The organism is Klebsiella sp. GW_Kp182 (genome assembly GCF_040062275.1).
In the GTDB taxonomy this organism is placed as follows: Bacteria; Pseudomonadota; Gammaproteobacteria; order Enterobacterales; family Enterobacteriaceae; genus Klebsiella; species Klebsiella michiganensis.
Genome location: NZ_JBEAFQ010000076.1, coordinates 1 through 13,190, shown reverse-complemented (window position 1 = coordinate 13,190; position 13,190 = coordinate 1). Strand labels below are relative to the sequence as shown.

9 protein-coding genes are annotated in these 13,190 nt (G+C 59.2%); 8 read left to right on the top strand and 1 reads right to left on the bottom strand.

Annotated features, from left to right (window positions below; translation table 11 throughout):
• Nucleotides 1-85 precede the first annotated feature (85 nt).
• From moeA to ABLU88_RS27680, 6 genes are all read left to right on the top strand, one after another.
• Nucleotides 86-1,321 carry a molybdopterin molybdotransferase MoeA gene (gene moeA / locus ABLU88_RS27705; RefSeq protein ID WP_348838756.1) on the top strand — a complete coding sequence of 412 codons (1,236 nt, stop codon included), beginning with the start codon at nt 86-88 and terminating at the stop codon, nt 1,319-1,321.
• The gene (gene moeB, locus ABLU88_RS27700) at nt 1,321-2,076 is read left to right on the top strand and encodes a molybdopterin-synthase adenylyltransferase MoeB (protein WP_134896875.1); all 756 of its coding nucleotides are present in this window, start codon (nt 1,321-1,323) and stop codon (nt 2,074-2,076) included. Before moeA ends, moeB begins: the two co-directional genes overlap by 1 nt.
• A gap of 152 nt (nt 2,077-2,228) precedes the next feature.
• Nucleotides 2,229-3,128, top strand: a complete 900-nt coding sequence (locus tag ABLU88_RS27695) for a glycyl-radical enzyme activating protein (protein WP_038424255.1) — start codon at nt 2,229-2,231, stop codon at nt 3,126-3,128.
• A 4-nt stretch (nt 3,129-3,132) separates the two neighbouring features.
• A complete protein-coding gene (locus ABLU88_RS27690) occupies nt 3,133-5,565 on the top strand; it encodes a formate C-acetyltransferase/glycerol dehydratase family glycyl radical enzyme (RefSeq protein WP_064379215.1) in 2,433 nt (810 codons plus the stop codon).
• A 209-nt stretch (nt 5,566-5,774) separates the two neighbouring features.
• Nucleotides 5,775-6,590 carry a Cof-type HAD-IIB family hydrolase gene (locus ABLU88_RS27685; protein ID WP_348838753.1) on the top strand — a complete coding sequence of 272 codons (816 nt, stop codon included), beginning with the start codon at nt 5,775-5,777 and terminating at the stop codon, nt 6,588-6,590.
• Nucleotides 6,591-6,727: 137 nt separating this feature from the next.
• A complete protein-coding gene (locus ABLU88_RS27680; RefSeq protein WP_048261119.1) occupies nt 6,728-7,993 on the top strand; it encodes a DUF1479 domain-containing protein in 1,266 nt (421 codons plus the stop codon).
• On the opposite strand, the gene ABLU88_RS27675 is transcribed toward ABLU88_RS27680, so the two are convergent.
• Nucleotides 7,990-9,063 (bottom strand): LacI family DNA-binding transcriptional regulator, encoded by a 1,074-nt coding sequence (locus tag ABLU88_RS27675; protein WP_046877856.1) that lies wholly within the window; start codon nt 9,061-9,063, stop codon nt 7,990-7,992. The two genes, ABLU88_RS27680 and ABLU88_RS27675, sit on opposite strands and share 4 nt — an antisense overlap.
• Before the next feature lie 298 nt (nt 9,064-9,361).
• Here ABLU88_RS27675 and ABLU88_RS27670 point away from each other — a divergent pair, with 298 nt between their 5' ends.
• Together ABLU88_RS27670 and ABLU88_RS27665 are read left to right on the top strand one after the other, a co-directional pair.
• A complete protein-coding gene (locus ABLU88_RS27670) occupies nt 9,362-10,663 on the top strand; it encodes an MFS transporter (protein WP_004849139.1) in 1,302 nt (433 codons plus the stop codon).
• A 15-nt stretch (nt 10,664-10,678) separates the two neighbouring features.
• Nucleotides 10,679-13,042, top strand: coding sequence for a glycoside hydrolase family 31 protein (locus ABLU88_RS27665; protein ID WP_348838748.1), 2,364 nt, complete (start codon nt 10,679-10,681; stop codon nt 13,040-13,042).
• The last annotated feature ends 148 nt before the right edge of the window (nt 13,043-13,190 follow it).

The window sequence follows — 13,190 nt, the reverse complement described above, 5'->3', positions numbered from 1 at the left end:
TAAAGCTTGTCGCCAGATGGGTTATAGCCCGTCTCTCTTTTCTGCCATAATAGGCGTTTTCGATGTTTGCCCGCAGGAGAAACCCATGGATTTTACCGCCGGACTGATGCCGCTCGACACAGCCCTGACCCAGATGCTCACTCGTATTACGCCGCTGAATGCGACGGATACCGTACCGCTGTTGCAGGCCTTTTCGCGCGTGACCGCCCATGATCTCGTTTCGCCGCTTAACGTTCCCGGTTTTGATAACTCGGCGATGGACGGCTACGCCGTACGCCTGGCGGATCTCACCGACGGCGCAGCGCTGCCGGTGGCCGGCAAGGCCTTCGCCGGTCAACCCTTTGACGGCGTCTGGCCCGCGGGCACCTGTATCCGCATTATGACCGGCGCGCCGGTGCCGGAAGGCTGCGACGCGGTGGTGATGCAGGAGCAGGCCGAACAAGCCGATGAGGGTATCCGCTTCCTCGTCCCGGTGAAAAACGGGCAGAATATTCGTCGTCTTGGCGAAGACATCGCCCACGGCGCGGTCGTCTTCCCCGCAGGTACCCGCCTGACCGCCGCCGAGCTGCCGGTCATCGCCTCGCTGGGGATTGCCGAGGTTGAGGTGGTGCGTAAAGTGCGGGTGGCGGTCTTCTCCACCGGCGATGAGCTCCAGCTACCGGGCCAGCCGCTGGCCGACGGGCAAATTTACGATACCAACCGCCTGGCGGTGCACCTGATGCTGCAGGAGCTGGGCTGCGAGGTCATTAACCTCGGCATTATTCCCGACGACCCGACTAAACTGCGCGAAGCCTTTATTCAGGCTGACCAGCAGGCCGACGTGGTGATTAGCTCCGGAGGCGTTTCCGTCGGCGAGGCGGACTACACCAAAGCGATCCTCGAAGAGCTGGGGGAAATCGGCTTCTGGAAGCTGGCGATTAAGCCGGGTAAACCTTTCGCTTTCGGCAAGCTCAACCACAGCTGGTTCTGCGGCCTGCCCGGCAACCCGGTTTCCGCAACGCTGACCTTCTACCAATTGGTTCAGCCGCTGCTGGCGAAGCTGTCCGGCAACGTCGGGCAAGCTCAGCCGATGCGCCTGCGCGTTCGCGCCTCCTCCGGCCTGAAGAAATCGCCGGGCCGCCTCGATTTTCAGCGCGGCGTGCTGCAGCGCGGTCCCGACGGCGAGCTGGTGGTTAGCAGCACCGGTCACCAGGGCTCGCATATCTTCAGTTCATTCAGCCTCGGCAACTGCTTTATCGTTCTCGAACGCGAGCGCGGCAACGTGGAAGCGGGCGAATGGGTGGAAGTCGAGCCGTTTAATCATCTGTTCGGAGGGCTGTAATGGGCGTGGAGCTGAGCGATGCGGAGATGCTGCGCTATAACCGGCAGATTATTCTCCGCGATTTCGATTTTGACGGTCAGGAGCAGTTGAAAGCCTCCCGCGTGCTGGTCGTCGGCCTCGGCGGGCTGGGCTGCGCCGCCGCGCAGTATCTGGCGGCGGCAGGCGTCGGCCAGCTAACCCTGCTCGATTTCGACACCGTCTCGCTCTCCAACCTTCAGCGTCAGACCCTGCACAGCGACGCCGCCATCGGCCAGCCGAAGGTCGACTCCGCCCGCGCCGCGCTGGCGCGGATTAATCCCCACGTTCAGCTCACGGCGCTCAACGCGCGGCTGGAAGACGCGGCGCTGGCGGCGCAAATCGCCGCCCACGATCTGGTGCTCGACTGTACCGACAACGTCGCGATCCGTAACCAGCTCAACGCCGGATGTTTCCGCCATAAAACGCCGCTGGTCTCCGGCGCGGCGATTCGCATGGAAGGGCAAATCAGCGTCTTTACGTATCAGGAAGATGAACCCTGCTACCGCTGCCTGAGCCGCCTGTTTGGCGAAAACGCCCTCACCTGCGTCGAAGCCGGCGTCATGGCGCCGCTGGTCGGCACCATCGGTTCGCTGCAGGCGATGGAAGCGATTAAGCTGCTGGCCCGCTACGGCAGCCCGGCAACGGGAAAAATCGTCATGTACGACGCCATGCGCTGCCAGTTCCGCGAAATGAGGCTGCCGCGTAACCCTCACTGCGAGGTGTGCGGTACGCCCTGATCCTTTTCCGGCGGCGCTGTCGCCGGATGTTTTGTGACCCGCAGCGGCATTTTAACCTTCATTCTCCTTCCTCTTTCTGCTTGTTGATTTATATCAATACAACTTTCATTCGAAAGTAATTTAATCTTCATATGCAAATAAGAGGGTGAATCATGATCTTCAACATTCAGCGTTATTCAACCCATGACGGCCCGGGGATCCGCACTGTTGTCTTCCTCAAAGGGTGTTCGCTGGGCTGCCGCTGGTGCCAGAATCCGGAAAGCCGCGCCCGCACGGCGGATTTGCTGTATGACGCCCGCCTTTGCCTGGACGGCTGCGACCTCTGCCAGCAGGCTGCGCCGGAGGTGATTACCCGCAAGCTGGACGGTCTGATTATCCACCGCGAAAAGCTCACCGATGCGCATATCGGCAAATTGCGCGACTGCTGCCCGACCACGGCATTAACCGTGTGCGGCGAAGAGAAAAGCGTCGAAGAGATTATGGCCACGGTGCTGCGCGACAAACCGTTTTACGACCGCAGCGGCGGCGGCGTCACGCTTTCCGGCGGCGAGCCGTTTATGAATCCCGAACTGGCCCGACAGCTGTTTGAGGCCAGCCACAACGCGGGGATCCACACCGCGGTCGAAACCTGCCTGCACGTGCCGTGGAAATACGTCGAACCCGCTTTGCCGTTTATCGACCTGTTTCTCGCCGACCTCAAGCACGTCAACGAAGCGATTTTTCAGCAGTGGACGGACGGCAGCGCCCGCCGGGTGCTGGATAACCTGCAGCGCGTCGCGCAGGCCGGAAAGAAAATCATCATTCGCGTGCCGCTGATCCAGGGCTTTAACGCCAACGAAAGCGATATTGCCGCCATTACCGATTTTGCCGCTGACCGTTTACAGGTTGGCGAGATCCACTTCCTGCCTTACCACACCTTAGGCATGAATAAATACCAATTACTCAGTCAGCCCTATACCGCTCCGGATAAACCGCTTGCTGCACCCGAGCTGCTCGCCTTCGCGCAGCGCTATGCTCAGAGCAAAGGTTTAACGGCGACTCTACGAGGATAACCTTATGACAACGTTGAAACTGGACACTCTGAGCCCGCGCATTCAGGCGCATAAAATGGCGCTGGTGCATATCGTTAAGCCGCCGGTTTGTACCGAGCGCGCCCTGCACTATACCGAAGCCTATCAGCAGCACCTGGATAAGCCGATCCCGGTACGCCGCGCGCTGGCGCTGGCTCATCACCTGGCGGAACGCACGATCTGGATTAAGCACGATGAACTGATCGTCGGCAACCAGGCCAGCGAAGTTCGCGCGGCGCCTATCTTCCCGGAATACACCGTTAGCTGGATCGAAAAAGAGATCGACGACCTCGCCGATCGCCCCGGCGCCGGGTTTGCCGTTAGCGAAGAGAACAAACGCGTGCTCCACGAAGTGTGCCCGTGGTGGCGCGGTCAAACCGTACAGGATCGCTGCTACGGCATGTTTACCGACGAGCAAAAAGCGCTGCTGGCGACCGGCATTATCAAAGCCGAAGGCAATATGACCTCCGGCGACGCTCACCTTGCGGTTAACTATCCGCTGCTGCTGGAAAAAGGCCTCGACGGCATGCGGGCGAAAGTCGCCGAGCGCCGTTCGCGCATTAACCTGACAGTGCTGGAAGATCTGCACGGCGAGCAGTTCCTTAAAGCCATTGATATCGTGCTGGAAGCGGTCAGCGACCACTGTAAGCGCTATGCCGGGCTGGCGCGCAATATGGCCGCGACGGAGAGCCGCGAATCCCGCCGCGACGAGCTGCTGGCGATAGCCGAAAACTGCGATATTATCGCCCACGAGCCGCCGAAAACCTTCTGGCAGGCGCTGCAGCTGTGCTATTTCATCCAGCTGATTCTGCAGATCGAATCCAACGGTCACTCGGTCTCTTTCGGCCGTATGGACCAGTATCTCTACCCTTACTATCGCCGCGACGTTGAGCTGGCGCAATCATTGGATCGCGAACACGCCATCGAGCTGCTGCACTGCTGCTGGCTGAAGCTGCTGGAAGTGAACAAAATTCGCTCCGGCTCGCACTCTAAGGCTTCCGCCGGTAGCCCGCTGTACCAGAACGTCACCATCGGCGGCCAGAATCTGGTTGACGGCAACGCGCAGGACGCGGTGAACCCGCTCTCCTACGCCATCCTGGAATCCTGCGGTCGGCTGCGTTCGACTCAGCCTAACCTCAGCGTGCGCTATCACGCGGGCATGAGCAACGACTTCCTCGACGCCTGCGTGCAGGTGATCCGCTGCGGCTTCGGCATGCCGGCGTTCAACAACGATGAAATCGTCATCCCGGAATTTATCAAGCTGGGGATTGAGCCGCAGGACGCGTACGACTATGCCGCTATCGGCTGCATCGAAACCGCCGTCGGCGGTAAATGGGGCTATCGCTGCACCGGGATGAGCTTTATCAACTTCGCCCGCGTCATGCTGGCAACCCTGGAAGGCGGCCGCGACGCCACCAGCGGCCAGGTTTTCCTGCCGCAGGAACATGCGCTGTCAAAAGGCAACTTCGACAACTTTGAACAGGTTCTGGCCGACTGGGATACGCAGATCCGCTACTACACGCGCAAATCTATCGAGATTGAGTACGTGGTCGACACCATGCTGGAAGAGAACGTGCACGATATTCTCTGCTCGGCGCTGGTCGATGACTGCATCGAGCGCGCGAAGAGCATCAAGCAGGGCGGCGCGAAGTATGACTGGGTTTCCGGTCTGCAGGTCGGCATCGCTAACCTCGGCAACAGCCTGGCGGCGGTGAAGAAGCTGGTGTTCGATCAGGGCGTTATTGGTCAGCAGGAGCTGGCAAAGGCGCTGGCTGAAGACTTCGAAGGCCTGACCCACGAGCAGTTGCGCCAGCGCTTAATCAACGGCGCGCCGAAATACGGTAACGATGAAGACAGCGTGGATATGCTGCTGGCTCGCGCCTACCAGACCTATATCGACGAGCTGAAGCTGTATCATAACCCGCGCTACGGTCGCGGCCCGATCGGCGGCAACTACTACGCCGGCACCTCGTCCATTTCCGCCAACGTGCCGTTTGGCGCGCAGACCATGGCGACGCCGGATGGCCGTAAAGCGCACTCGCCGCTGGCGGAAGGGGCCAGCCCGGCCTCCGGTACCGACCATCTCGGGCCGACAGCGGTAATCAGCTCGGTGGGTAAACTGCCGACCGGCTCAATCCTCGGCGGCGTACTGCTTAACCAGAAGCTGAACCCGGCCACGCTGGAGAACGCGTCGGATAAGCAGAAACTGATGGTGCTGCTGCGCACCTTCTTCGAGGTGCACAAAGGCTGGCATATTCAGTACAACATCGTGTCGCGCGAGACGCTGCTGGAAGCGAAGAAACACCCAGACCAGTATCGTGATTTAGTGGTCCGGGTGGCCGGTTACTCGGCGTTCTTTACCGCCCTGTCGCCGGATGCTCAGGACGATATTATCGCCCGTACCGAGCATACGCTGTAAGTCACATCCCCCGGCTTGCGCTACGCTTAGCCGGGCTACAGGTTCGAAGCCGTTTGCGGGCCGGTAGCCCGGGTAAGGCGTTTACGCCGCAATCCGGGGTTTTCTGCTGCACAGAGGTGAACGCAAACTTTCATTCGAAATAAATTTGTGCTCCCCATCACATTGTAATTAGAATGTTACTGGTCGAAGTTAAGCCAGGAGCATGTGTTATGACCGTTAAAGTTATCGTCACCGATATGGACGGAACTTTTCTCAATGACGCCAAGCGGTATGACCGCTCGCGTTTTCTTGCGCAGTTCGCGCAACTCCAGCAGCAGGGTATTGAGTTCGTGGTCGCCAGCGGCAACCAGTACTACCAGCTGATCTCTTTTTTCCCGGAAATCCGCGACCAAATCTCCTTTGTTGCCGAGAACGGCGCGCTGGTTTACGAACGCGGTCAACAGCTGTTCCACGGCGAACTCACCCGTCATGAATCCCAGGTCGTCATCGGCGAACTGCTGAAAGACCCGCAGCTCAACTTCGTCGCCTGCGGCCTCGAGAGCGCTTACGTCAGCGAGCGCGCGCCCGAGGCGTTCGTCACCCTGATGTCAAAGCACTACCATCGCCTGCAGCGCATTAGCAGCTATCATGACATCGACGACACGCTGTTTAAGTTTTCCCTTAACCTGCCGGATAGCGAAATCCCGCAGCTTATCGACAAACTGCACGTCTCGCTGGACGGCATCATGAAGCCGGTCACCAGCGGCTTCGGCTTCGTCGATTTGATTATCCCCGGCCTGCATAAAGCTAACGGCATCAGCCGCCTGCTGAAGCGCTGGAACATCTCGCCGCAGGCCTGCGTAGCCATTGGCGACAGCGCTAACGATACGGAAATGCTCAAGCTGGTGAAATACTCTTTCGCGATGGCCAACGCCGCCGAAAGCATCAAGGCGGTGTCGCGTTTTGCCACCGATGATAACAACCACGACGGCGCGCTGAACGTCATTCAGGCCGTCCTCGACCACACCGCCCCGTTCAACGAGTAACGCCACACCCGGGGTTTACCGCCCCGGCTTCCCGTTTTGTGCACCTCCGCATAATTTTAAACTTGCATTAACTTAATTTTAACTTAAATTATCATATGTAAGATATATTACTTTCGAATGAAAGATGAGAGGTCATTATGGCTGTTACCCATACCTGTGAAACTTTACCCGCCGACCCCAAAGCGGCCATCCGCCGGATTAAACAGGAGCTGCGGGCGCAAATTGGCGACGTGCAGGCGGTGTTCGATCGGCTGACGGCGCGTATCGCCGCGCGTCTGGAAGAGATTGACGCCCTTAAGGCCAGCGGTCAGGACGTCTGGCCAACGATCCCGTTCGCCGATATTGCCCGGGGCCAGGTCACGGAAGCCCAGCGCGAGCTCATCAAGCGTCGCGGCTGCGCCGTTATCAAGGGCCATTTTTCTCGCGAACAGGCGCTGGCGTGGGACAACGCAATGCTCGAGTATCTCGACCGCAACCATTTCGATGACGTTTATAAAGGTCCCGGCGATACCTTTTTCGGGTCGCTGGAAGCTTCGCGCCCGGAAATCTATCCGATTTACTGGTCCCAGGCGCAGATGCAGGCGCGACAGAGCGATGAAATGGCCGCCGTGCAGTCGTTCCTCAACCGTCTGTGGACCTTTAACCGCGACGGCAAGCAGTGGTTCGACCCGGACGTCAGCGTCATTTACCCGGACCGCATTCGCCGCCGCCCGCCGGGAACCACCTCGAAAGGACTGGGGGCGCATACCGATTCCGGCGCCCTGGAGCGCTGGCTGCTGCCGGCCTATCAGAAAGTGTTTGCCGACGTGTTTAACGGCAACATTGATGCTTACGACCCGTGGGACGCGGCGCACCGCACCGAAGTCGAAGAGTATACGGTCGACAACACCACCAAATGCTCGGTGTTCCGCACCTTCCAGGGGTGGACCGCGCTCTCCGATATGATCCCCGATCAGGGCCTGCTGCACGTGGTGCCGATCCCGGAAGCGATGGCTTACGTGCTGCTGCGTCCGCTGCTCGATGATGTCCCGGAAGATGAGCTGTGCGGCGTCGCGCCGGGCAAGGTGCTGCCGATTTCGGAAAAATGGCACCCGCTGCTGATCAAAGCCTTAAGCTCTATTCCGGCGCTGAATGCGGGCGATTCGGTATGGTGGCACTGCGACGTGATCCACTCGGTCGCGCCGGTGGAAAATCAGCAGGGCTGGGGCAACGTGATGTATATTCCCGCCGCGCCAATGTGCGAGAAAAACCTCGCCTACGCGCAGAAGGTCAAAGCGGCGCTGGCGCGCGGCGCTTCGCCGGGAGATTTCCCCCGCGAGGATTATGAAAGCGACTGGGTAGGCCGCTTTACGCTGGATGACTTAAATATCCACGGTAAGCGCGCGTTGGGGATGGCGAATTAATCATCATATAGCCCCTTCGCTTCAACGGCGGTACGGCGGTTACCGGCGCGTATCCGCCGTACCGAATCGCGTACTGCCAGCGTCCCATGCAGGAGTAACGCGCCGTGCGGCGCATCGGGACGGATCAGTCTCTGCTGTAATAAATGTACCGCTTCGGCCCCTAATTCATCGCGTGGGACGTGGACGGCGGTTAGCGGTACATCCTGGATCGCCGCCAGGTTAAAGCCGTCGATGCTCATGACGGAAACATCCTGCGGGACGCGCAAACCGCGTTTTTGTAATGCGGCGATCGTGCCTGCCGCCATAAAATCACCGCCCACCAGAAATGCCGTCGGCAGCGGGCCATCGCCGCGCTGATCCAGCCACTCCCCGACTTTTTCCTCGGTATCCCTGGCGCTGAAGTTGGCCACAGCGAGTAAATCCCTGCCGTCAACGAAACGGAGATTCCGCGCCCGCCACGCCTGCTTAATGCCCAGCAGACGCAGCTCCATGGTATAGCGGCGCAGGCACATCACGTTCATGATCGCCTGATGCCCCATCTCAAATAGATACCGGGCGGCGAACTGGCCGATCAGCCGATGATCCGGCGCGACGGAGGGTAAACGCATTCCCGCGTCGTGGCAGTTAATCATCACGCAGGGCTTCGCCAGATCGGCCGCCAGATCGTGAATATGCGGATCGTCGATACCCAGTAAAATCGCGGCCTGGGTCGATGCTTCATGCATGCGCTGCAAAAACAAATTGGCATCGCTGTCGTTCTCTTCCAGCGCGCAATAGCGCAGGTGTACCTCATGCGGCATAAGGGCGCTATTGATGCTTTGAATCACCCGATAGTAGTAAATATCCGTGCGTTCATCGAAAGCGCGCTGAGGGGCAAAGACCACCAGATTATTGAGCAGCATTCGCCCGGCGGCGATACCCTCCATCACGCCCAGCTCGCGGGCGCAATCCAGTACCCTCTGGCGAGCCCTGGCGCTGGTATTCGCTTTCCCCGCCAGCACCCGCGATACCGTGCTCACCGACAGCCCGGTACGCGCCGCGATTTCGCTCACTTTCAGCTTTTTGTCCATTTTGTGATCGCGCTCTACTTAGCTCATGAAAAAATTTTCATATTGAGAATGTGAATATTTTTAAGCGATTTGGCGATGTCATACTGCGATCTGGATCGTTCCATGAAAATATTTGCAGAATTGTCGCTATTGCCCGCTCGCATTCTCCCTTAGCCTGAATTGGTCCAACACCTTTGAGATTAGTCAACCAATAGTGTCGAGACATCAACCTTAACAAACAACGAAATAGAAAATTTTAGCGACAACTCAGCAAGCGGGTTGGTCAATTTTCCCTACTACATGTCTCGTGGAGAGTTCTATGAGCCAAGGCCTCAATAATGATATGGCGGTCAGTAAATCGCGCCGCATAGTGAAGAACCTGCGCTGGTGGATGCTGGTGCTGTTTTTACTCGGCGTCACCGTTAACTACATCACGCGTAATTCGTTGGGGATTATCGCCCCGGAACTAAAAACCTCCCTGGGTATTACCACTGAACAGTACTCATGGATAGTCGGCGCTTTTCAGCTGGCGTACACCATTTTCCAGCCGCTCTGCGGCTGGCTTATCGACGTTATTGGCCTCAAGCTCGGCTTTATGATCTGCGCCACCCTGTGGGCCATCGCCTGCATCGCCCATGCCGGGGCGGGGAGCTGGCTGCACCTGGCGATTCTGCGCTTTTTCATGGGCGGCGCTGAGGCGGCGGCGACGCCAGCCAACGCCAAAACGCTGGGTGAGTGGTTTCCAAAATCCGAGCGGCCGATCGCGGCAGGCTGGGCGGGCGTCGGCTTCTCCGTGGGCGCCATGCTGGCGCCGCCGATTATCTACTTCGCACACGCTTCGTTCGGCTGGCAGGGGGCATTCATGTTCACCGGCGCGCTGGCGCTGCTGTGGGTCGTGCTGTGGTGGGCGTTCTATCATAACCCGGAAAAACACCCTAACCTCGGTAAAGCTGAGCTGGCGCTGATCCAGCAGGACAATGAAGCGCCACCGGTCAAACTGCCCTTCTTTACCGCGCTGAAAACCGTATCGAAAAACAAGCGCTTCTACGGTATCGCCATTCCGGCCTTTATGGCTGAGCCCGCCTGGGCGGTGCTGAGCTTCTGGGTACCGCTCTACCTGGCGAAAGAGCACGGCATGGATTTAAAACAAATCGCCATGTTTGCCTGGCTGCCGTTTCTGGCGGCCGACCTCGGCAGCGTCGCCAGCGGCTATCTGACCAAACTGTATACCCGCTGGTTCGGCTGTTCGCGAGTGAACTCGGTGGTCGCCAGCTCCGTCACCGGCGCCTTCCTGATGATTTCGCTCGCCACCGTGGCGATCACCCGCGATCCCTATATCACCATCGTGCTGATTTCGATAGGCGGCTTCGGCCACCAGATCATCTCCTGCATGCTCAGCGCGCTGGTGGTGGAGTCGTTCGATAAAGGACAGATGGCGACCGTGAACGGGATGCGCGGCTCCGCCGCCTGGATCGCCAGCTTTCTGTTCTCGCTGTTGATTGGCGTCACCGCCGACAAAATCGGCTTCAACCCGCTATTTATCGCCATGGGATTCTTTGACCTGATTGGCGCGGTATTCCTGGTGGCATTTATTGCTGAACGTCGCGCAAAACGCGCCTGAGAGTGGATGTAAAAAATGAAGACTTTGAAAAACTGGACTTTGCACCAACGGCTGGACCACCACGTTGAGCTGATCGTAGACGGCCAGCACACCCTGTGTCTGTACGTGCTGGAAGAGAATATGTTCCGCGTGCTGCTAAAGCGGCACGGCCAGCTGGCGCTGGATCGCACCTGGAGTATCGCTCCCCAGCAGGACGTGCCGTGGGAAGGGCGCCCGCGCGAAGATTTGAGCGGCTTTAGCCTCCCCGCCTGGCAGCTCACGGAGCATAGCGATACCCTGAGCATCGCCACCGACCAGCTGCGCGTCACCGTCCACCAGCCGCTGTGGCTGGAATGGAGCTATCGCGATGAGGCCGGCGAGTGGCAGCCGCTGGTTAACGACCGCCCCACCAGCGCCTACCTGGCGAATGCGCACGGCGACGGCGTTGCCCACTACCTGAGCCGACGCAAAGACGAACGCTTCTACGGTCTGGGCGAAAAAGCCGGCGATCTGCAGCGTAACGGGAAGCGCTATGAGATGCGTAACCTCGACGCCATGGGCTATAACGCGGCGAGCACCGACCCGCTGTACAAACATATTCCGTTTACCATCGCGCAGCGTAGCGATGTCAGCTACGGTCTGTTTTACGACAACCTGAGCAGCTGCTGGCTGGATCTCGGCAACGAAATCGATAATTACCATACCTCCTATCGCCGCTGGCAGGCGGAAGCCGGCGACATCGATTACTATCTTTTTTCCGGCAAACGGGTACTGGATATCACCAAAGCATTCGTACGCCTGACCGGCAAAACGCTCTTCGGACCGAAATGGAGTCTCGGCTACAGCGGTTCGACGATGCACTACACCGACGCGCCGGATGCGCAAAACCAGCTGATGAACTTCATCCGCCTGTGTGATGAACACGCCATTCCGTGCGATTCGTTCCAGCTCTCTTCCGGCTATACCTCGATTGACGGCAAGCGCTACGTCTTTAACTGGAACAACGATAAGGTGCCGCAGCCGAAGGTGATGAGCCAGGCCTTCCACGATGCCGGACTGAAGCTCGCCGCCAATATTAAGCCCTGCCTGCTGCAGGACCATCCGCGCTATAACGAGGTCGCGGAGCGCGGGCTTTTTATCCGCGATTCGCAGGCGGATGCTCCCGAGCGCTCCAGCTTCTGGGATGACGAAGGGTCGCACCTTGACTTTACCAACCCGCAGACCGTCGCCTGGTGGCAGGAAGGCGTGACAACCCAGCTGCTGGAGATGGGTATCGACTCCACGTGGAACGATAATAACGAGTATGAAGTCTGGGACGGCGAAGCCCGCTGTTACGGGTTTGGCGAGGAAATTGCCATTAAACATATTCGCCCGGTCATGCCGCTGCTGATGATGCGCGCGTCGCTGGAGGCTCAGCAGCGCTTTGCGCCGCACAAACGACCGTACCTGATCTCTCGCTCCGGCTGCGCCGGGATGCAGCGCTACGTCCAGACCTGGAGCGGCGATAACCGTACCAACTGGGATACGCTGCGCTATAACACCCGCATGGGGCTGGGAATGAGCCTCTCCGGGCTGTTCAATGTCGGCCACGATGTTGGCGGCTTCTCTGGCGATAAACCGGACCCGGAGCTGTTCGTACGCTGGGTACAAAACGGCGTTATGCATCCGCGCTTTACCATTCACTCGTGGAATGACGACCAGACGGTCAACGAAGCCTGGATGTACCCGGAAGTCACGCCGGCTATCCGTTCAGCCATTGAGCTGCGCTATCGTCTGCTGCCGTATCTCTATACGCTGCTGTGGCAGGCTCACGCCGACGATGAACCGATGCTGCGTCCGACCTTCCTCGATCACGAACACGATCCGCAGACGTTTGCCGAATGCGACGACTTCCTGCTGGGTCGCGATCTGCTGGTCGCCAGCGTCGTCGAACCCGGCGCGCGTCAGCGCCGCGTCTGGCTGCCGGCCAATCAGGACGGCTGGTACGACTTTGATAGCCACCAGTGGTTCGCGGGAGGCCAGTGGATCGTCCTTGATGCGCCGCTGGAAAAACTGCCGCTGCTGGTTCGCGCCGGAGCAGGCCTGCCGCTGAGCGAGCGTATCCGCCACGTCGATGCGCAAAAAGACGATTGCCGCGAGCTGAAACTCTTCCCGCTGAAGGGCGTGGGGACCCGTCGCGGCCTGCTGTTTGAAGATGATGGCGAAAGCTGGAGCTACCAGAATGGTCATGCGCTGTGGGTAGAATGGGAAATGGTTTGCGATAGCGCCAGCATCAACCTGAAGGTGAACGCGCGCGGCGATTATCGTCCGGCGTGGAAAGCGCTGAAGGTGTCGTTGCCGGCGGGGGAAAAACGCAGGCTGCTGGTGAACGGTGAAGAAAGGAGCGAGTGGCGGATGTAGCCCTCACCTTTTTCGCGCTGCCACCGGGGAATTCAGCCACGCTGCGCTCTGCTCCCGGGGGCGGCGCTTGACGCGCCTTGCCCGGGCTACAGGTTCATCGCCGTCTGCGGGCCGGTAGCCCGGACAGATGCGCAGCATCGCCTCCGGG